The sequence below is a fragment of the Luteimonas saliphila genome, assembly GCF_016774335.1.
GTDB lineage: Bacteria > Pseudomonadota > Gammaproteobacteria > Xanthomonadales > Xanthomonadaceae > Luteimonas > Luteimonas saliphila.
In genome coordinates this window covers 39468-59768 of the sequence record NZ_JAETWA010000048.1, presented here as the reverse complement: position 1 = coordinate 59768, position 20301 = coordinate 39468, and the positions used below count along the sequence as shown (strand labels likewise).

The window sequence follows — 20301 nt, the reverse complement described above, 5'->3', positions numbered from 1 at the left end:
GTAGATCCCTCGCTGCGCTCGGGATGACAGGAACTGCCGCAGGGATGACAGGAACTGCCGCAGGGATGGCAGGAGCTGCGGCAAGGATGGCAGGACGCGTTCGAACGGCACGACGTCGAGGCCGTCGGCATCGCCGCTACAACTGCCCGGTCGGCTCCAGTTCCGAGGGCGCCTGGGGACAGGCCGGTGGCGTCCGGCCGCGCCGCGTCTCCCAGCGCCAGAACACCCAGCCCATCAGCACGAATGCGGCCGCCAGCAGCGCAAGCGCCAGGGCATCGTGGCTGACCAGCGGCGACAGCACGCCTGCCAGCAGCGCATTGAGCACCAGCCCGGTGAACGCCTGCAGCGACGAGGCCGAGCCGCGCTGGCGCGGGTACATGTCGAGGATGGCGAGGGTGAGGATCGGGAACACCAGCGCGATGCCGAAGGCGTTGAGCGTCATCGGCAGTACCGCCCACGGCAACGTCGGGGTATCGACCAGCGCGCTGTAACCGATGTTGGCCAGCATCGCCACGCCGCTGCAGGCGAAACCGATGTTCACCAGGCGCGTTCCGCTGATCCGTCCCGCCGCACGGCCCGACACGAACGCACCGAGCATCATCCCGCTGATCATCGGGATGAAGAACCAGCCGAACTGGCGTTCGTCCAGCCTCAGCAGGTCGAGCACGAACGCCGGCGCCGAGGCGATGTACAGGAACAGCGCGGCGAAGTTGAACGCGCCCGCGGCGGCGAGCCGCTGGAAGCGTGGATTGAGCGCGATGTACGCGTAGTCGCGCAGCAGCTTCCTCGGGGCCGGCGACAGGCGCGACGCCGGCGCCAGGGTTTCGGGCAGCCAGCGCCAGGTGGCGAGCAGCAGCAGCACCGAGAAGCCCACCAGGAACCAGAAGATCAGCGGCCAGCGGCCCCAGCCGAGCAGCCAGCCGCCGATGATCGGCGCGATCGCCGGCGCCGCGCCGAAGATCATCGTCACCTGGCTCATCAGCCGCTGGGCGTCGTCGCCGTGCAGCAGGTCGCGGATCACCGCGCGGCCCACGATCAGGCCGACGCCCGCAGATAGCCCCTGCAGCGCCCGGAACGCCAGCAGCGTCGCGAGCTCGTCGGCCAGCGCGCAGCCCACCGAGGCCAGGGTGAACACCACCAGCCCGGCCAGGATCACCCGCCTGCGGCCGAGGATGTCCGACAGCGGCCCGTGCACCAGGCTCATCAGCGCGTAGGCGACCAGGTACACGCTGATCGTCTGCTGCATCGCCAGCTTGTCGGCGCCCAGGTCGGCGCCCATCGCCGGGAACGCCGGGAAGATGGTGTCGATCGAGAACGGCCCGAACATCGCCAGGCCGGCGAGCAGCAGCGCCAGTCCACGCAGCGGAACGCCGGGAGCCTTCATCGTGCTCCGTCGCCTGCAGGCGACGCCGGCTGCGCGGCCTCGGGCTTGGCCGCGGCGTCGGTGGAGGCGAGCGGCCGGATGCCGGCGATCGATTCGATCGGCAGGACCAGCGCACGCTGTTCCACCGCATCCCACAGGAAGACGTAGGCGCTGCTGGTCCCGAGCATGCGCCAGTCGCCGCCGACGGTGCCCCGGGTGTCCACCACCTGGACCGCATTGCCGCCGCCGGCGCGGATCGCATCGGCGCGCGAATCGCTCTGGTGGAAGAGCATCATCGCCATGACCGCCAGCGCGGTCAGCGTCGCCGTCGTCTCCGGATGCAGACCGAAGTACGCCCACCAGTCGCCCCGTCTCGGGAAGAACGCGCGAAACCACCAGCGGCGATCCAGGCGCGCGGCGCGCTCGGGATGGCGCATGCGCCAGCGTTGCGGCCAGATCGAGAGCGCCGCCACCAGCAGCGTCCAGGCCAGCAGTCCGGCGTAGGCCGGACGGCGCAGCCCGGCGACGAAGTAGTCGCTGCTCTGCAGGAATTCCAGGATCGGGATGTCGAAGCGTCGGTAGAACCAGTACAGGTCCCACAGCCCCACGATCGAGACGAACAGGTAGCTGCAGGTCACCAGCAGCATCGGCTCGCGCCGGAACACATCCCAGAGCCTGCGGACGACGGACCGGTCGGCATCCAGCTCCATGTCCGGGGGGATGGGCATCGCGGGTGGCGGCGGTGTCGTGTTCACGCGGGTCCTCGTGGCGTCTGCCGTTCAGGGTAGCAAGACATCCGACGCCGGCGACGCGCGGCACGTGACGGCCGCGGTTTTCCCGCCGCCCGGGGCTATAATCGCACCGCAGTCCGGTGGGAGAAGCGTGGGTCCCGGCCCCCGCTGCCGAAGGCGCAAACGCCCGTAATCGCTCAGGCCCGATACCACCGGACGCGGCAAACACTCTGGAGAGACCGACCGGCATCGCCGGAACCGGCGCCGAAGGGGCACGAAGCGCGATCCTTCGTCGGCGCGCTTCCAAACTCTCAGGCAAAAGGACAGAGGGGCACTTCGCCGGAACCGGCGTGCACGCCTTTCGTCGTCCGGCACGGGAAGACGATCGCGGGCCGTACCGTCCCGGCGCCCGCCCCCTGCCGGATGCCCGCCATGTCCACGCCCTCCCTGCGCGACCTTTCCCTGTTCGAACTCGAGCGCCACGATGCGTTCGTCGAACGCCACATCGGCCCCAACGACGACGAGGTCGCGCACATGCTGGGCGTGATCGGCCACGACTCGCTCGAGACGATGACCGCCGCGATCGTCCCGCAGAGCATCAAGCCGACCGGCGGACCGGAGTCCGGTACGCGTGCGGGGCCGGCGCTGCCCGGCTCGTTGACCGAGGTCGAAGCGCTGGCGCGGATCCGCGCGATCGCCGACCGCAACGACGTGTTCCGCAGCTTCATCGGCCAGGGCTACTACGGCACCCACACGCCGAACGTCATCCTGCGCAACATCCTCGAGAACCCGGCGTGGTACACGGCGTACACGCCGTACCAGGCGGAGATCTCGCAGGGCCGGATGGAGGCGCTGGTCAACTTCCAGCAGATGTGCGCCGACCTCACCGGCATGGACATCGCCAACGCCTCGCTGCTGGACGAGGCCACCGCGGCCGCGGAGGCGATGACGCTGGCCAGGCGCTCGTCGAAGTCGAAGTCCAACGTGTTCTTCGTCGCCGACGACGTGCATCCGCAGACGCTGGAAGTGGTGCGCACCCGCGCCGACGGCCTCGGCATCGCGCTGCACGTCGGCCCGGCCGCGGACGCGGGCGAAGTCGAGGGCTTCGGCGTGCTGCTGCAGTATCCGAACACCTTCGGCCACGTCGCCGACCTCGCCGCCGTCGCCGACGCGGTGCACGCGCGCGGCGCGGTGGTGGCGGTGGCCACCGACCTGCTCGCCCTCACCCTGCTAAAGTCGCCGGGCGAATGGGGCGCCGACATCGTGGTCGGCAACACCCAGCGCTTCGGCGTGCCGTTCGGCTTCGGCGGCCCGCACGCCGCGTTCATGGCCTGCCGCGACGCGTTCAAGCGCTCGATGCCCGGCCGCCTGATCGGCGTGTCGGTGGATGCCGAGGGCAAGCCCGCCTACCGCCTGACCCTGCAGACGCGCGAGCAGCACATCCGCCGCGAGAAGGCCACGTCCAACATCTGCACCGCGCAGGTGCTGCTGGCGGTGATGGCCTCGATGTACGCGGTCTACCACGGCCCCGAGGGCCTGGCCCGCATCGCCCGCCGCGTGCACCGCTACGCCGCGATCCTCGCCGCCGCGCTGCGCCAGGCCGGGGTGGCGGTGGCCGGCGACTTCTTCGACACCCTGCACGTCACGGGGGTCGATGCCGCGACCGTCCACACCTACGCCAGCCACCAGCGCATCAACCTGCGCAAGATCGACGCGGGCAGCGTCGGCATCAGCCTCGACGAGACCGTGACCCGCGCCGACCTCGCGGCGCTCGCGCAGATCTTCGGCGCCGACCTGGGCCAGGCCGAGATCGCCGCGCTCGACGCCGCCAGCGGCGACGAAATTCCCGCCGCCCTGGCGCGCACATCCGCCTTCCTCACCCACCCCGTGTTCAACACCCACCACAGCGAGCACGAACTGCTGCGCTACATGCGCGCCCTGGCCGACAGGGACCTGGCGATGGACCGCACGATGATCCCGCTGGGCTCGTGCACCATGAAGCTCAACGCCACCGCCGAGATGATCCCGGTGACCTGGCCCACGTTCGCGGACATCCATCCGCTGGCGCCGGCCACGCAGACCCGCGGCTACCAGGAGCTGATCGATTCGCTGGAGGCGATGCTGGTGGAGATCACCGGCTACGACGCGGTCAGCTTCCAGCCCAATTCCGGCGCCCAGGGCGAGTACGCCGGCCTGCTGGCGATCCGCGCGTACCACGCCTCGCGCGGCGAAGGCCATCGCGACGTCTGCCTGATCCCCGAGTCCGCGCACGGCACCAATCCCGCCTCGGCGCAGCTGGTGGGCATGAAGGTGGTCGTCACCCGCTGCGACGCCAGCGGCAACGTCGACATCGACGACATCCGCGCCCAGGCCGAAAAGCACTCGGCCGACCTCGCCGCGATCATGATGACCTACCCGTCCACCCACGGCGTGTTCGAGGAGGACGTGGTCGGGATCTGCGAGATCATCCACGCGCACGGCGGCCAGGTGTACACCGACGGCGCCAACCTCAATGCGCTGGTCGGGCTCGCGCGGCCCGGCAAGTGGGGTTCGGACGTCTCGCACCTCAACCTGCACAAGACCTTCTGCATCCCGCACGGCGGCGGAGGCCCCGGCGTCGGCCCGTGCGCGGTGAAGGCGCACCTGGCGCCGTTCCTGCCGCGTGGGTATCCCGGTGCCGGCGTCCATCGCGGCGGATCCGACTCCGAAAGCAAGGACGGCGGCGTCGGCATGGTCTCGGCCGCCACCCACGGCAGTGCCAGCATCCTGCCGATCAGCTGGATGTACATCGCGATGATGGGCGGGACCGGCCTGCGCAAGGCCACCCAGGTCGCCCTGCTCAATGCCAACTACATCGCCACGCGCCTCGCGCCGCACTACCGCACGCTGTACACAGGCCGCAACGGCCTGGTCGCGCACGAATGCATCCTCGACCTGCGCCCGCTGGAGAAGGCCACCGGCGTCACCGCCGAGGACGTGGCCAAGCGCCTGATCGATTTCGGCTTCCATGCGCCGACGCTGAGCTTCCCGGTGGCCGGCACGCTGATGGTCGAGCCGACCGAATCGGAATCGCTGCACGAACTCGACCGCTTCATCGATGCGATGATCCAGATCCGCGACGAGATCCGCGCCATCGAGGACGGCCGCCTCGACCGCGACGACAACCCGCTCAAGCACGCGCCGCACACCGCGACCATGGCCGCCGCCAGCGAATGGACCCACGCCTACCCGCGCGAGCTGGCGGTGTTCCCGCTGGCCACCCTGCGCCAGCAGAAGTACTGGCCGCCGGTGGCGCGCGTTGACAACGTGCACGGCGACAAGAACGTGTTCTGCGCCTGCATCCCGGTGGACGCCTGGAAGGAGCAGGCCGACGCCTGACCGTCGAGGTCGCCGCCGGCGGCCGCGCCGCTGCCGGCGCTATCGGGGAGTGCCGATCGACTCGAGCAGCCGGTCCAGCGGCACCGGGCGGCCGAGGTGGTAGCCCTGTGCCTGCTCGCAGCCGTTGCGGCGCAGCCATTCCAGCTCGTCGGCGCTCTCCACGCCCTCGGCGATCGTGCCCAGCCCCAGGCCCCGCGCCAGCGCGATCAGGGCGCGGCAGATCGAGGCGTTGCGCTCGTCGGCATGCACCTGCTGCACGAAGCTGCGGTCGATCTTGAGGCAGTCCAGCGGCAGGTCCCGCAGGTAGGCCATGCTGGAAAAGCCGGTGCCGAAATCGTCGATCGAGATGCGCACGCCCGCGGCGCGCAACTGCAGCATGCGCACGCGCGCGGCCTGCGGCCGGCGCAACACCACGCTTTCGGTCAGCTCCACATGCAGCGCGCCCGCAGGCAGATCGAACTTGCGCTGCAGGTCCAGGATCGCCTCCGACAGGCCGTCGGCCAGCAGTTGGACGGCCGATACGTTGACCGCGATCGCGACCTGCGCCAGGCCGTGCGCGGCAAGCCGTCCGTGGCTGCGCGCAGCCTCTTCCAGCACCCATCGCCCGATCGGCAGGATCAGTCCCGAGGCCTCGGCCAGCGGCACGAACACGTCGGGCGGAACGTAGCCGCCCTCCTGCCGCCACCGCAGCAGCGCCTCCACCGCCACCAGCCTGTCGTCGACGAGCCGGTGGATCGGCTGGAAATGCAGTTCGAACTCGCGCTTGTCCAGCGCCTCGCGCAGGCGTCGCGCCAGCACCATGCGTTCGGCCGCCTGCGACGCCATCGCACGGTCGAACGACAGCGTCGGCACCTGGTCCTGCCATGCCTGCAGCGCCGCCAGCGCCGCGTGCCCGGCCACCTGCTCGGCGGTCTCGCCCGGATCCGGACCTTCGGCGATGCCGATCGATGCCTCGATCGGAGGCGCGCCGCCTTCCATTTCGACCGGCGTGGCGATGGCGCGTTCCAGCGCCGCGAGCATCGCGCCACCGCGACCGGCATCCAGCGCGACCACCACGAACGACTGGCCGGGCCAGTAGCCGGCCATGCCGTACTCGGCGCCGACCATGGCGATGCGCGCGGCGATTTCGCGCAGCAGGGCCTCGCTGACGCGCTGCCCGAGCGTGGGCGCCACCAGCTCCAGCTCGCGCAAGCGCACGTAGGCGATGGCATAGCGCGTCGCCTTGCCGTCTGCCGCCATCGCATCGAGCTGCTGCGTCAGCGCCGCGAGGTTGCTCAGGCCGGTCGTGGCGTCGTGCGTCGCGCGCCAGGCCAGGTCGCGTTCGTAGGCGACGCGGTCGCTCACGTCTTCGGCCAGCACCAGTCGCGCCGGCCTGCCACCGAACTCGATGCCGCTGCTGAAGACGCGTGCCTCCAGGCGGCTGCCATCGCGCCGCATGTGGGTCCACACGCCATCCACGTCCTGGTCCGAAGAACGCCGGCGCATCGATTCCAGCACCGCGTCGGCCTCCTCCGGCGGCCGGATGTCGAGGATGGTCATCGACAGGAACTCGTCGGCGCTGTAGCCGTACGAGGCAACGGCCGCCTGGTTGACGGCGAGGAAGCGCAGGGTCTCGGCGTCGAACACCCAGAACGGCAGCGGGTTGCGCTCGAACAGGGCGCGGAACTGCGTTTCCGCACGCTCGATGCGCGCCTGCGCCTCGTGCCGGTCGGTGATGTCCACCACCGTGCCGGTAATGCGACGCACGCCGTCGCCTTCCCCGGACATGCCGCCGCGGGCGCTGATCCAGCGCTCCTGGCCGTCGTCGAGCACAACACGATACTCGGCCACGTAGGAGGCGCCGGTCTGCAGCGCCTGCGCGAACAGACTTTCCACCCGGGCCCGGTCGTCCGGATGGATACGGCCGAAGAACGTGGCGGCCGGCTGCACCATGGGAGCGGGCTCGAAACCGAACATCGCCGCGGTGTGCGCCGACACCCGGACGCGCTGGTCCTCCGACTCGAACTGCCAGACGCCGGTACGCGCGGCCTGTTGAGCCTGGTCCAGCCAGTCGGCCTGCGCCTCCAGCTCCCGCACCAGCGATTCCTGCGCGCGTGCGGCGTTGGACAGCCGCCGGACCAGGAAGGCCAGCCCTCCCCAGTACAGCAGCGCGATGCCGAAAGCGATGACGGCGAGCCGATACCACGGGCTCAGCGCTTCGCCCAGGCCGAGACCCGCGGCCACGACCAACGCGTAGCCGCTGGTGGCGCTGAATGCCTGTGCGCGCTCGATACCGTCCAGCACGCTCGCCCTTTCCAGCGACATCGATCCGGCCCCCTCGCGGACGGCGTCAGGCACGTCGACCCGTCGCCCCACGAAAGTGCCTTCACCCTCGTCGGGCAAGCGCGCCAGCACCAGGCCGTCTTCGCGCAGCACGGCGACATTGCCGTCGCGGCCGATGTCGAGGTCGCGGATCATGCGTTCGAGTTCCGTGGTCCGCATCCGCGTGAGCAGCCATCGGTCCCGGTCGAATGGAGACGCCAGCAGCAGCCACCATCCGCCGCCGCCGTCGGCCTGCAGCGGCCCCACCACCAGTCGGGCATTCCCGTCTCCCCGCGCGACCCATCCGGGCAGCTCGGGATCGCCTGCACCTTCCGACAGCGCACGACCCTGCGCATCGACCAGCACGATCGAATGCAGTTCCGGATGCCGGTCCACCACGCCTGCGATGGCCTCCCTGATCGGGACGTCGTCCCCGGCGGGCGCCGCGGCCCAGGTGGCGACGTCGGCGGCGATCCCTTCCATCGCCCGCGAAAGGTTGCGCAGGCCATAGTGCAGCAGGCGGTCGACGCCGGTGGCCAGCGCCAGGCTCTGGCGGTGCGCGGCGTCGATCCGCGCCTGGCGATCGTGCTGGAGCAGCACCGCCAGCCCCACCATCAGCAGCACCCCCACCGCGATTCCCACGGCACGTACCGTGGACGCCGAACCGGGCGAACGCGCCTGCCGTTCTGCAGCCATTGCCGTCATCCCTGTCACATCGTCCGGACACCATGCCCCTCGCGCTGCGGCTGCGCAAGCAGGACCGGTGCCTGTCCAGCCCGACCCGTGCCATGGGCGAACGCGATCACTACCTGTCGAACGCGAACAGCCGGGCAAGCGGATGCCGCCGGCGCTCCACCAATGCGCGCAGCAATCGCGCGCCTGCCATCGAATAGGTAATGCCGTTGCCGCCATAGGCCATCGCGAACAGCACCCGCGGACCATGCTGCGGATGCGCGCCGAAGTACGGCAAGCCATCCTTCGTTTCGGCGAACGTCCCGGCCCAGGAGAACGCGGGCCGCAAGGGCAGGTGCGGGAACATCTTCGACACCCGCTTGTACAGCACGCGCGCCTTCTTCCCGACGCGGGCATCGCGCCTGGCCGGAATGTCCACGGCATCGTCCTCGCCCCCGACCAGCAGGCGACCGTCGCCGGTGGGGCGCATGTACAGATAAGGCCTCGCGGATTCCCACACCATCGTCCTGCGCAGTTCGCCGAGCAGTCCACGGTCGACGGGATCGGTGACGAATGCATAGCTGCTGCGGTTGCGCGCAACGTCCTGCTTGAGCCATTTCTGGTTCGCGTAACCGGCGGCGAACACCAGGTGGGCCGCCCGGATGCGGACACCGCCGGACGTGGTCGCGACGATGCCGCGCGAAGTGGTCTGCACATGCACGATCGCGGTGCGGTCGTACACGCCGCTGCCGCGCCGGCGCAGCCGGCCGAGCAGGCGATAGGCCGTCCGGTAGGGATCGAGGTGGCCGCCGAGCCGGCTGAGGATCGCCGCGGGCGCCTGGATGCCGTAGCGCGCCTCGAGCTCCTGCGACGGCAGCCACGTCACCTCGAAACCGTGTTTCGCGCGCAGTGCGTATTCCGCTTGCAGGCCGGGCCCGTCGCGGCGTCGGCTGGCGAAATACAGGCTGCGGGCCGTTCCGAAACCGACATCGCGCAGCTCGCGCGCGAGCGTCTGCAGTGCCGGGATCGCTTCGGCGCAGGCACGGTAGGCCAGCACCGCGGCGTCCTCGCCGTACTCCCTGGCCAGGTCGACCATGTGGGCGTCGATCTCGTACTGGAGCAGGCCCGTGCTCGCGGCGCTGCTGCCCCACGCGATGTCGCGCCGTTCGACCACTGCGACCTCGTGGCCATGCCGCGCGAACGCGTCGGCGGTCAACGCGCCGGTGATGCCTCCGCCCACCACCAGCACGTCGCAGCGCAGATCCTGTTCGAGCGGCGGAAACGCCTGCAGCAGGCCGTTCTTGACGGCCCACCACGGGTAGCCGCTCTTCAGGTCCACGTCGTGTTGCCCGGGTCTAGCCCGAACTGCGCTTGCCTGGCGCGCGGCGGCCCGCGGGCAACGGCTCGCCGTCGTCGCGATAGGCCGGCGGCGAGTACAGGTTCAGTGTCTTGAGCAGGGTACGGCCGGTATTGCGGATCTCGTGCCGCTCGCCGCGTTCGATGACCAGCAGGCTGCCCGCGCGCAACCGGCGCCGCGCGCCCTCCACGACCGCAAGGCCGGTACCCGAGACCACGTACACCCACTGGTCGGCGCCGCGGTGCAGGTTATCCGGGCCGCCTTCGGAGTCGCCGGGGGGAATGACCATTTCCGCCGCCTGCACGCCCCGTGCCGAGAACGCCGGGCGGAAGCCCCTGCCGAACCTGAGGTGTTTGGACTGCATCGCATCGCCCCTGCCTGGTGCACGGCAACGTGGCAGAGGGGTCGTCAACGCACCGCGAAAGACGGCAGGAGCTCGAGCCTCGCTCCCGGGTCGCGAGGGAGCGGCCAAGGGCCGATCGCATGGAAGTCCGGGCATGCCCGGCTGGTCGACCGTCCAGTGCGGCGGTACCGCATCGTGGCGGCCCGGCCCGGCGGTGCCCCACCGGAGACTGCCGTTCCCTGCAGCGCCAGGTGCGCTCCCGCCCGGCGTGTTCGCGACGCTCCGGCCACCGGCGCAGCCCACGTGGCGTTCACGCCGTCCGCGCGACAGTGCTCCCGTCCGAGCCGGCGGGACCGGGCACGCATGACCCGCTGAAACGCGTTCGCCGCGACAACGGATCCCTCCTGCGCCTCGCACCGATTCCAACGATCACGGAGCCCCCCATGAGCCTGACCATCGCCGTCATCGTCGGCAGCCTTCGCAAGGATTCGTTCAACGCGAAGCTCGCCGATGCGCTGGCCGCACTGGCGCCCGGCGACATCGAGTTCCGGCGCCTGCGCATCGACGACCTGCCGCTGTACAACCAGGACGACGACGACTCGCCGCCGGCGCCGGTGCAGCGGCTCAAGCAGGAGATCCGCGATGCCGACGGACTGCTGTTCGTCACCCCGGAATACAACCGTTCGATTCCGGGCGTGCTCAAGAACGCGCTCGACCATGCCTCCCGGCCCTATGGCGAGAGCGCATTCCCCGACAAGCCCGCCGGCGTGATCGGCGTGTCGGTCGGCGCGATCGGCACCGCCTGCGCGCAGCAGCATCTGCGCACGATCCTGGCCTACCTGGACATGCCCACGCTCGGCCAGCCGGAGGCCTTCCTCAAGGCCGACGACGTGCTCGACGATGCCGGCGGCATCGCCGAAGGCAGCCGCGAGTTCCTGCAGCAGTGGATGGATGCCTTCCTGGACTGGGTGAAGCGCAACGCGTGACGCGGGCCGGCATCATCGCGACGCCCGGCGCCGGCTCCCCCGTCCGGCCGACACCGGATTCGGCGTTGCCGTTCCGGCGCGCGACAGCCGCGACGCGAGCTGGCGGAGGTACCGCCCCAGTTCGAGCGGCTCGAGCACGCTGAAGTCCACGTCGAGCGTCGCCAGGTGGTACGCCAGCGTGTCGTGCCGCTGCGCGCCGACCTCCAGCTCGCAGGTCTGCGCATCGATCTTCCGCAACCGTCCGACCGAGGGCGGGATCCGCTCGCGCATCCGCGCCAGCGGCGCATGCAGCACGATCCTGGCCTTCACCGCATACGGCTCCACCGAGATCGCGCGCGACACGTACGCGGCGGCATCGCCGCCGGGCACCCGCCGAGGCAGGAAGCGCTCGCCTGCGCGCAGATCGCCGGCGATGCGATCGACGCGGAACGTACGCCAGGCGCCGCGACCGACATCCCAGGCCAGCAGGTACCAGCGCGCGCCGGTGGCGACCAGCGCGTGCGGCTCGACCTCGCGCCTGCTGGCACGGCCTACGTTGTCGGCGTACTCGAACCGCAGCCGCTGCAGTTCGCGGCACCCGCCCGCGAGCGCCACCAGCCTTTCGTGCGGAACGCTCGGGCCGGCGGCGCCGAGCGGCTGCACCGCCGCGTGCAGGTTGCGCACGCGCGTGCGCAGCCGCAATGGCATCACCTGCTCGAGCTTGGACAGGGCGCGCAACGCCGAATCCTCCATGCCCGCGACCGTGCCGATGGTCGCAAGCCGCAGGCCCAGCGAGACCGCCAGGGCCTCGTCGTCGTCGAGCAGCAGCGGCGGCAGGTTGCTTCCCGCCGCGAGCTGGTAGCCGCCGGCCAGTCCGGTACTCGATGCCACCGGATACGCGAGGCTGCGCAGCCGGTCGACATCGCGACGCACGGTGCGCTCGGTGACGTCGAGCCGCGCCGCGAGCTCGCGTCCGGTCCAGAAGCGGCGGGACTGCAGCAGGGCCAGCAGGCGCAGCAGGCGCGAGGAGGTGCCGATCATGGCCGCAAGGATGCCATGGATCGAGGACAGAAGCTGTCCGCAATGGCAGCTAGCCTGTTCCTGCGACGGAGCCGCCATCACGGTGTCCCGCACCCCTTTCCCTTCCGCTCCAGGAGCCGTACGCCATGTCCCTGAAACTGTTCGCCGCCCCCATGTCCAGCGCCACGCCCGTGGTCCACGCCATCGCCGAACTCGGGATCGAGTGCGATACCGTGATGTTCGATCTGGCCTCGGGCGAGCAGAAATCGCCGGCCTATCTCGCGATCAATCCGCACGGCGTGGTGCCGACGCTGGTGGTGGACGGAACGCCGCTGTTCGAGACGCTGGAGATCCTGCAATGGCTGGGCGACCGCCACGGCGTCGAACGCGGGTTGTGGCCTGCGATGGGCACGCCCGAACGGCTGCTCGCACTGTCCTGGACCGGATGGGCCTACGTGAGCTACGGCGCGCTGCTCAACGTGCTGAACTACGCGCAGAGCCCCCAGGTGGATGCCGGACTGCACCATCCCCCGCTGGCCGCGGACGCCCTGGCACGGATCGATGCCGCACTCGGCCGGCTCGACGCACAGCTGGCCAGGGCGCCCTACCTGCTCGGCGATGCGTTCTCGCTCGTGGACCTGACGGTGGCGAGCGTGGTGACCTACAGCACCTACTGCGGCGTGCCGGTGGAGGGACATGCCAACGTGCAGCGGTGGCTGCAGGACTTCCAGTCGCGGCCGGCGTACCGCAGCACCTGGATGGGCGAATCGCAGCCGGCATGACCGGGCTCAGGGCGTCGATGCGCTCGCGCGGACTCTGCGTACATCGCTGCTGCGGGGATTGTCGCTGCAGCTGGCGGGCCGCCGGCAGGGTGCGCGCGCAAGCCACCCGCATGCCGTTGCTCATGCCGTTGCTGTTGCTGTTGCTGTTGCATTGGCTTTCCGAGCCGTAAAGCGAGCCGAGCACCGCAGCCGGTGGCGGCCGAAGAGGCGCCCATGTCTGAGCGCAGCGAGTTTGGGCGCCGTGCCGCCACCGGCGAGGAGCGCAGGGCACCGGCGCGGCGCAGCCGCGACGGCTCGCGTCCGGCGAAAGGGCTTTTGGTTCCTTTTGGCCCGTCAAAAGGAACTCGGCCGCGCAGCGGGCGAAAGCTCTTGCTCTTGTCTTCGAAGTACTTGCTCGTTTCGCAAGAAAAGCAACTGCAACAGCTTCCGCGCTGTCGCGCGGGTGACTTTTGTCTTGGCAAAAGTCACCACGCAGCTGCGAAGCAGCGGAGAACGGCGAAGCCGGCCCGAAGGGCGAGCGCCGGAAGGCGCGGGTCAAACCGCTTTCGCCGGACGCGAGCCTGCGCTTCTCGGTCGGCGGGGCACGCGGCCCAAACTCGCTGCGCTCAGACATGGGCCGCTCTCCGGCCCCGCCGCCCTGCGATGCTCGGCTCGCTTTACGGCTCGGAAAGCCAACGCAACAGCAACGGCAACGGCAACGGCAATGCCCGTCCATGCACGCCCCATCGGCTCCCGACCCGAAGTCACTCCTGCAGCGAGCCATCCCCACCCGGCCGCGCTCGGAACACCACGCTGATCCGCGGCGCCGCATGGCGCACCTTGGGAATGCCGTGCTCGTGGGTGGTCTGCATCGCGTGGCTCATCGCGAGCAGGCTGCCGGGCATCAGGTCGATGGCGATGCGGTCGCGATGGTCCGCGCACGCGCGGATCAGCATCCGCCTTGGCGCGCCGAGCGAGACCAGGGCGATCGGATGTCCATCGCGCAGCGAGTGCAGCTTGTCGCCGTGCATCGCGACGCTGTCGTTGCCGTCCCGGTACAGGTTCATGCCGATCGAGGTGAACGGGGCCGGCACGCAGCGGCGCACGCGCGCCAGCATGTCGGCCAGCGGCAGATGGTCGGGCAGCGCATCGACCCGATAGTTCGCCAGCAGGCGCGGCACGTCGACCACGCGGTCGTACATCGGACGGCGCAGGCTGCGCCAGTCGGCCTGTGCCGCCAGCGTCTCGAACCAGTGCCGTGCCGTGGCCGCCTCCACGAAGCCGGGCCAGTAGCGCGCCCCGCCCTGCGCGTCCTCCACCAGTTGCAGCATCGCCGGCGCGAACAGGTCGTCTAGCGACACGCTGGCGGTACGCGGCGCATGGCCCCGGGTGTTCCCTTCCATGCTTGCCGAGGAAGGAGCCAATGCCCGCTCAACGGAAATCGCGCGAGCTGGTGTGCAGCTCGCCGAGCAGGTGGCTCATGTCCTGCAGGTCGCTGGCGATCAGGTGCTGCACGCCATCGACCTGCTCCCAGCGGCCGCGCACCGCCAGCAGCCGCGCGCCGAGCAGTGCCTTGCGCCGGCGCAGCGCGACGTGCTCCCAGACGACCACGTTCACCATGCCGTGCTCGTCCTCGAGGGTGACGAAGATCGTGCCCTTGGCGGTGCCCGGGCGCTGGCGCTGGGTGACGATGCCGGCCGCGTACGCGCCGCGCCCGTGCGGCAGCGCGCGCAGCTGGAGCGAGTCGAGCACGCGCTGCCGGCGCAGATGTCCGCGCAGCAACGCCAGCGGATGCGCGCCGAGGGTGAGGCCGGTCGCGCGATAGTCCGACAGCACGTCCTCGCCCGGGCCCGGTTCCGGCAGCGCGATTTCATCCTCGTCCGGACTACCCGGCAGCAACGGCCGCTGCCGCTCCACGCCCGCCACCGCCCAGCGCGCGGCATGGCGATGCCCGGCCAGCGACTGCAGCGCGCCGGCCTCGGCCAGCGCATGCCGCGCCTTCTCGTCGAGGCATGCGCGCTGGCACAGGTCGCGCACGTCGGCAAAGGGCCGCTGCGCGCGGGCGGCGACGATCGCATCCGCCGCTGCCGCGGACAGCCCCGCCACCTGTCGCAGTCCCAGCCGCAATGCCGCCTGCCCGCCATCGCCATCGCTGTCGCTGTCGCCGCTGCGCAGGTGGCCGCCTTCGAGCGTGCAGTCGCGGTCGCTGTGGGCCACATCGACCGGCCGCACCTCGATCGCGCCACGCCCGCAGGCATGCCCGCGCCGCGCGTCCTGCACGATCTGGCTCGGCGAATAGAAGCCCATCGGCTGCGCATTGAGCAGCGCGCAGGCGAACGCCGCCGGTTCGTGGCGCTTGAGCCAGCAGCTGATGTAGACCAGCTTGGCGAACGAGGCGGCATGGCTCTGCGGGAAGCCATAGGAGCCGAAGCCCTTGATCTGCTCGAAGATCTGGTCGATGAATTCGGAGGCGTAGCCCTTGCCTTCCATCAGCCCGCGGATGCGCACGCGATGCGGCTCCATGTCGCCGCCGCGCCGCCATGCCGCCATCGAACGGCGCAGTCCGTCCGCCTGCTCCGGCGAATAGCCGGCATGGATCACCAGCTCCATCACCTGTTCCTGGAACAGCGGGATCCCGAGCGTCTTGCCGAGGATGTCCTGGATGCCCTCGGACGGATACGTCACCGGGTCCTTGCCCTGCCGTCGCCGCAGGTAGGGATGCACCATGCCGCCCTGGATCGGCCCGGGGCGCACGATCGCCACTTCCACCACCAGGTCGTAGAAGCACTCGGGTTTGAGCCGCGGCAGCATGCTCATCTGCGCGCGCGATTCGATCTGAAACACGCCGATGGTGTCGGCGGCCTGGATCATCTCGTAGGTGGGCTTGTCCCCCACGGGCAGCCGCGCCAGCTCGATCGCGTAGCCGCGGTGCTTCTCCACCAGCGCCACCGCCTTGCGGATGCAGGTCAGCATGCCCAGCGCCAAGCAGTCGACCTTGAGCAGCTTCATGGTCTCCAGGTCGTCCTTGTCCCACTGGATGATGGTGCGGTCGGGCATCGCCGCGTTCTCCACCGGCACCACGGTCGACAGCGGCGCGTCGCCGATCACGAAGCCGCCGACGTGCTGCGACAGATGCCGCGGGTGGCCGCGCAACTGTCCGGTCAGTGCCAGCACGCGCCGCAGCAGCACGTTGCCGGGATCGAATCCGGATTCGCGCAGGCGCTGTTCCATCGGCGCGCCGCCGTTGCCCCAGCCATGGCACTCCGACAGCAGCGCGATCTGGTCGGGCGGCAGGCCGAAGGCGCGGGCCACGTCGCGCACCGCGCTCTTGCCGCGATAGCGGATCACGGTCGCGGCCAGTGCCGCGCGTTCGCGCCCGTACTTGGCGTAGACGTACTGCAGCACCTCCTCGCGCCGTTCGTGCTCGAAATCGACGTCGATGTCCGGCGGCTCGTTGCGCTCCCTCGACAGGAAGCGCGCCATCAGCAGCCGGCTCTCGGCGGGATCGACCACGGTGATGCCCAGGGCGAAACACACCGCCGAGTTCGCCGACGAGCCGCGCCCCTGGCACAGGATGTCGCGCGACCTGGCGAAGCGCGCGATGTCCTCGACCGTGAGGAAGAACGCCTCGTAGCCCAGCTCGGCGATCAGTTCGAGTTCGCCGTCGATCTGCCGGACGATGCGCGCAGGCACCCCGTCGGGCCAGCGCTCGCGCATGCCGGCCTCGGTGAGCGCGCGCAGCCAGGTGGTCGGCGTGTGGCCTTCCGGCACCAGTTCGGCCGGATAGCGGTACGTCACCTCGTCCATGCGGAAGCTGCAGCGCCGCGCCAGCTGCGCGGCGTTGTCGAGCAGCGCATGCCCGCCCGGCACGACGCCGTGGATGTTGCCCAGCGCGCGGCGCGTGCGCAGGTGGCGTTCGCCGTTGCGGAACAGGTGCTCGCCGCATTCGGCCAGCGGCAGGTTGTGGCGGATCGCGGTCATCGTGTCCTGCAGCGCGCGGCGGCGGCGCACGTCCATGTGCACGTCGCCCGCGGCGACCGGGGTCATCCCCAAGCTGTCCGACAGCGCGAGCAGGGCCTGCAGGCGCGCGGCGTCGTCGTGCTCGCGATGCAGCTCGACCGCGACATGGGCGCGCGCGCCGAACAGGCCGCGCAGCCAGCGCGCCTGCGTCGCATCGGGGTCGCTCCACGGGATCCACAGCGCGAACAGGCCCGACGCTTCCGGGTCGATGCCGCCCAGCACATCGGCCATATCGCTGCGCGAGAGCCGGTAGCTGCCCTTCTTCGCATCGCCGCGGCGCCCGCGCGTGATCAGTTCGCACAGGCGCGTGTAGCCGCACTGCTTCTCCACCAGCAGCACCAGCTTCGTGCCGCAGGCGAGCGTGAACTCGCTGCCGACCACCAGCTTCAGGCCGGTCGCCCGCGAGGCCTCGAACGCGCGCACGATGCCGGCCAGCGAGCATTCGTCGGTGATCGCCAGCGCCTCGTAGCCGCAGGCGCGTGCGCGCTCGAACAGTTCCTCCGCACTGGCCGCGCCGCGCAGGAACGAGAAGTCGGAAAGACAGTGCAGTTCGGCGTAGGCCGGCAGGCTGTCGTCCGGCGGCGCATCGTCGTTGGCGGCTGCGGACAGGCGCAGGCGCTGCGCGGTTTCCCAGGCGCGCGGCGGACGGCCGCCGGGGGTGTCGCGGTCGACGTCGTCGTCGGCGCTCATGGTCCTGCCCCGCCTGCGACGACCCGCCTTCCCTCGCCACGCTTGCGAAAGGAACCAGGCGCATCGCCCTGGGTGTTCCCTTCTCCCGCATGCAGGGGAAGGTGGCCCGAAAGGCCGGATGAGGGCGCGCCGCAGGCGCGCAAGGCACGCAACGTCTTCATGCGAACCAGCCCTGCAGCATCCAGCCGCCCTGCTCGCCCGGCGGCGCGAACGCCCAGGCGCGCTGGCCCAGCGAGGTTTCCAGCACGTAATAGTCGCGGCGCGCGTCCGCGCCATCCCACCAGCCGCTTTCCAGCCGTTCCGGGCCGGAGACGATGCGCGGATGCGGGTCGCGCAGCGGCACCGGCCGGGGCAGCAGCCACGCCGGACGCGGCGGACGCGGCGGTGCTTCGTCGATGCGCGCGTCGTCGCCTTCGACCCGGCGCCAGGCACGTTCGGGCCGCGGATCGCCCGCCGGCGCCACCCGGTACACCGCCTCGTCGCCGAGGCGCGCGCGCAGGCGTTCGCGCAGTTGCGGCCACGGCAACTGCTGCTGGTTGCGCGTATCGAACAGGTCGCGCGAGGCGGGCACGAAGGGCGGCAGTTCGCGCGCGATCAGGCGCAGGCCCACCACCGGCCTGGGGATGCGCGCGCGCTCGAGCCGGCTGCGGGTGAGTTCGAACAGCATCGCCGGCTCGCGCTCGGCGGCCAGCAGGCCGACGTCCACGTCGGTGTGGCCGCCCTCGTGCTCGAGCCGCAGCACGAAGCGCTGCACGCCGCCGTCGCGCACCGACAGGTAGGTGCACAGGTCGCCCACCAGCCGCCGCAGCGGGAACAGCAGCGCCATGTGGCTCTCGACCTCGTAGCCCAGTTCCACCCGCGCATCGAAATGGTCCGGCGGCGCATGCAACGCCAGCGGATCGTCGGCCTGGCCGTACAGCCGATCGAGGTGTTCGAGCAGCGGCAGGCCGAAGCGGCGGCGCAGCGCATCGCGTGGCAGGGCGCGCAGCGTGCGCAGGTCGCGGATGCCCATGCGCTGCAGGCGTTCGCCGCCCTCGTCGGGCAGGCGTGCGCGCCGCACCGGGACACGGTCGAGCACGTCGGCCATCACGCCGGCGTGCATCAGCGCCAGACCATCGCGCAGCCCGGCGAAGACGTGCGCGGCGCGCGGCGTGGGCGCCAGCGCGATGCGATGGCCGAATCCCAGCGCGGTCAGTTCCTCGCGCAGCCGCGCCTCGATCCGCGGCCAGGGACCGAGCAGGCGGAAACTCCCGCGCACCTCCAGCACGATGCAGCCTGGCCACTGCGCGCTGACCAGGGAGCTGTGCCGGTACGCCCACGCGGCGAGGAAGCGCTGCCAGCGCGCCTCGGCCCGGGGGTCGTATTCGACCATCGCGAAATCGCGCAGCAGCGCATGCGCGGCGGTGAGGCGCATGCCCGCGCGCAATCCTGCCTGCGCGGCGGATGCGTTCACTGCATGCAAGGTGCGCAGTTGCGCGGAGCCGCCGACCAGGGCCAGCGGCGCGTCGGGATCAGGCAGGCGCCGGAGGACGGCATCCAGCGCCAGTTGCGGCAGCAGTACGCAGGCCCAGAGCATCGGGGTCAGCCACGTGCGACGGGCGCCGGGCCCTGGACGAGATGGAGGCTGGGCTGCATGGGCGAAGCGGCATGCGTCTTCCCGCGCGCCGGAATGGACGTGGCCTGCGCCTTCCCCCGCTTGTTGCAGGCCGGGATGGGAACCGGCGGCGGCGGTGTTCGATGTGCGTCGAGGCTGGAAGGCCCCAACGCCCACCCTTCGCCGCAAGCGGGAGAGAGGGAATCGGCCGGGGCATGGGTCGGGACGCGACCGGCTTGCGCCTTCCCAAGCGCCTGGAGGGGACCGGCCTGCTGCTCCCTCCGCAGTCGGGGGAAGGCCGGGATGGGGGTGGGCGGCAGCGACTGCGTTCGATTCGCCTCGAGGCGGTGAGGACCCCACCCCAACCCTCCCCCGCAAGCGGGAGAGGGGGCATCGGCTGGCGCATGGGAAGGAGCCCGTTGCGCGCTGGCAGCGGGGGAAGCGAATGTCACGGTCGCCGGTTCCGATCCCATCACGAACGCCTGCGACGGCACCGGTCCGCCGCGGCACTTGCGCACCTGCCAGACGATGCCATGGCCAGCGGCAGCGACGGATGCGCCTGTTTCCCGCACCGCCTCCAGCCGTAACGCCGCCGGCGAGGGATTGGCCGCGTGCCTGCGGTCGCGCAGCGCGAAGCCGAGGCATCGGCCGCTGTCGGCCGCCACCTGCAGCCGGCGCAGTGCCTGCGCATCGGCGCCCGCCGGCCAGCCCAGCACCGCATCGCAGGCGCCGCTGCGCAGGCACTGTTCGAAGGCCCACAGCGCATCGCGTGGCGCGGCGTCGATCAACTGCAGCTGCGACAGCTCGACACCCGCCGCCTGCCATGCCGGCGCATACGCCAGGTACGGCGGCGCGACCACCGCCACCGTGCCGCCGGCCCGGGTCAGCCGCGCCAGCGTCGGCAGCAGCAGCGCCAGCTCGCCGACGCCATCGGCCGGCAGCAGCAGTTCGGTCAGCGCGCGCCGTGGCCAGCCGTGCTGCGGCAGCAAGGCATCGAGCGCCGCGAAACCGGTCGGCTCGCCGTCGGGCGCGGCCTCGGCCTGGCGCCCGGCATGCCACAGCGTGCGCGCGGCCAGCATCTGTTCGAGGGACACCTGCGCGGCCAT

Annotated in this window: 12 protein-coding genes, 1 pseudogene and 1 riboswitch; of the genes and pseudogenes, 3 read left to right on the top strand and 10 right to left on the bottom strand. The window is 71.0% G+C overall.

Translation table 11 applies throughout. From position 1 onward, the window contains the following. Positions 1–136: 136 nt before the first annotated feature. Both JMO03_RS20265 and JMO03_RS20260 read right to left on the bottom strand, forming a co-directional pair. Positions 137–1384: a multidrug effflux MFS transporter gene (locus JMO03_RS20265; RefSeq protein WP_202845581.1), complete on the bottom strand. Its 1248-nt coding sequence runs from the start codon at positions 1382–1384 to the stop codon at positions 137–139. Continuing rightward, on the bottom strand, positions 1381–2091 hold the full coding sequence (locus JMO03_RS20260; protein ID WP_202845580.1) for a hypothetical protein: 711 nt from the start codon (positions 2089–2091) through the stop codon (positions 1381–1383). The genes JMO03_RS20265 and JMO03_RS20260 overlap by 4 nt, the downstream gene beginning before the upstream one ends. Before the next feature lie 223 nt (positions 2092–2314). After that, positions 2315–2431: riboswitch (glycine riboswitch) on the top strand. Between the two features lie 86 nt (positions 2432–2517). Between JMO03_RS20260 and gcvP the strand changes: the two genes are divergently transcribed. Beyond that, positions 2518–5472, top strand: coding sequence for an aminomethyl-transferring glycine dehydrogenase (gene gcvP / locus JMO03_RS20255; protein WP_425491873.1), 2955 nt, complete (start codon positions 2518–2520; stop codon positions 5470–5472). A gap of 39 nt (positions 5473–5511) precedes the next feature. Here the strand turns inward: gcvP and JMO03_RS20250 are convergent, their stop codons facing one another. From JMO03_RS20250 to JMO03_RS20240, 3 genes are all read right to left on the bottom strand, one after another. Then, the gene (locus JMO03_RS20250) at positions 5512–8469 is read right to left on the bottom strand and encodes a bifunctional diguanylate cyclase/phosphodiesterase (RefSeq protein ID WP_202845578.1); all 2958 of its coding nucleotides are present in this window, start codon (positions 8467–8469) and stop codon (positions 5512–5514) included. Positions 8470–8578: 109 nt separating this feature from the next. Next, positions 8579–9784, bottom strand: coding sequence for an FAD-dependent oxidoreductase (locus JMO03_RS20245; protein WP_202845577.1), 1206 nt, complete (start codon positions 9782–9784; stop codon positions 8579–8581). A gap of 16 nt (positions 9785–9800) precedes the next feature. Further along, positions 9801–10166: a cupin domain-containing protein gene (locus tag JMO03_RS20240; protein WP_202845576.1), complete on the bottom strand. Its 366-nt coding sequence runs from the start codon at positions 10164–10166 to the stop codon at positions 9801–9803. A gap of 422 nt (positions 10167–10588) precedes the next feature. Between JMO03_RS20240 and JMO03_RS20235 the strand changes: the two genes are divergently transcribed. Further along, positions 10589–11131: an NADPH-dependent FMN reductase gene (locus JMO03_RS20235; protein ID WP_202845575.1), complete on the top strand. Its 543-nt coding sequence runs from the start codon at positions 10589–10591 to the stop codon at positions 11129–11131. 12 nt (positions 11132–11143) lie between these two features. On the opposite strand, the gene JMO03_RS20230 is transcribed toward JMO03_RS20235, so the two are convergent. Next, the gene (locus tag JMO03_RS20230; RefSeq protein ID WP_202845574.1) at positions 11144–12151 is read right to left on the bottom strand and encodes a helix-turn-helix transcriptional regulator; all 1008 of its coding nucleotides are present in this window, start codon (positions 12149–12151) and stop codon (positions 11144–11146) included. 125 nt (positions 12152–12276) lie between these two features. Here JMO03_RS20230 and JMO03_RS20225 point away from each other — a divergent pair, with 125 nt between their 5' ends. Continuing rightward, the gene (locus JMO03_RS20225) at positions 12277–12912 is read left to right on the top strand and encodes a glutathione S-transferase family protein (protein WP_202845573.1); all 636 of its coding nucleotides are present in this window, start codon (positions 12277–12279) and stop codon (positions 12910–12912) included. A 743-nt stretch (positions 12913–13655) separates the two neighbouring features. Here the strand turns inward: JMO03_RS20225 and JMO03_RS20220 are convergent. The 4 genes and pseudogenes from JMO03_RS20220 to imuA form a co-directional block, all read right to left on the bottom strand. Continuing rightward, the gene (locus JMO03_RS20220; protein ID WP_202845572.1) at positions 13656–14294 is read right to left on the bottom strand and encodes an alpha-ketoglutarate-dependent dioxygenase AlkB; all 639 of its coding nucleotides are present in this window, start codon (positions 14292–14294) and stop codon (positions 13656–13658) included. 28 nt (positions 14295–14322) lie between these two features. Beyond that, positions 14323–17601 carry an error-prone DNA polymerase gene (locus tag JMO03_RS20215; protein ID WP_202845571.1) on the bottom strand — a complete coding sequence of 1093 codons (3279 nt, stop codon included), beginning with the start codon at positions 17599–17601 and terminating at the stop codon, positions 14323–14325. A gap of 157 nt (positions 17602–17758) precedes the next feature. Next, positions 17759–19177, bottom strand: coding sequence for a Y-family DNA polymerase (locus JMO03_RS20210; RefSeq protein ID WP_202845570.1), 1419 nt, complete (start codon positions 19175–19177; stop codon positions 17759–17761). Between the two features lie 500 nt (positions 19178–19677). Further along, positions 19678–20301 (bottom strand): annotated as a pseudogene (gene imuA / locus JMO03_RS21290) (translesion DNA synthesis-associated protein ImuA); the annotation flags it as partial.

Bases quoted from the DNA above. Each gene is read 5' to 3' on its own strand.
- gcvP (WP_425491873.1), top strand. From the start codon at position 2,518: ATGCCCGCCATGTCCACGCCCTCCCTGCGCGACCTTTCCCTGTTCGAA.
- JMO03_RS20220 (WP_202845572.1), bottom strand. From the start codon at position 14,294: ATGGAAGGGAACACCCGGGGCCATGCGCCGCGTACCGCCAGCGTGTCG.
- JMO03_RS20230 (WP_202845574.1), bottom strand. From the start codon at position 12,151: ATGATCGGCACCTCCTCGCGCCTGCTGCGCCTGCTGGCCCTGCTGCAG.
- JMO03_RS20225 (WP_202845573.1), top strand. From the start codon at position 12,277: ATGTCCCTGAAACTGTTCGCCGCCCCCATGTCCAGCGCCACGCCCGTG.
- JMO03_RS20215 (WP_202845571.1), bottom strand. From the start codon at position 17,601: ATGAGCGCCGACGACGACGTCGACCGCGACACCCCCGGCGGCCGTCCG.
- JMO03_RS20240 (WP_202845576.1), bottom strand. From the start codon at position 10,166: ATGCAGTCCAAACACCTCAGGTTCGGCAGGGGCTTCCGCCCGGCGTTC.
- JMO03_RS20235 (WP_202845575.1), top strand. From the start codon at position 10,589: ATGAGCCTGACCATCGCCGTCATCGTCGGCAGCCTTCGCAAGGATTCG.
- JMO03_RS20260 (WP_202845580.1), bottom strand. From the start codon at position 2,091: ATGCCCATCCCCCCGGACATGGAGCTGGATGCCGACCGGTCCGTCGTC.
- JMO03_RS20265 (WP_202845581.1), bottom strand. From the start codon at position 1,384: ATGAAGGCTCCCGGCGTTCCGCTGCGTGGACTGGCGCTGCTGCTCGCC.
- JMO03_RS20250 (WP_202845578.1), bottom strand. From the start codon at position 8,469: ATGGCTGCAGAACGGCAGGCGCGTTCGCCCGGTTCGGCGTCCACGGTA.
- JMO03_RS20210 (WP_202845570.1), bottom strand. From the start codon at position 19,177: ATGCTCTGGGCCTGCGTACTGCTGCCGCAACTGGCGCTGGATGCCGTC.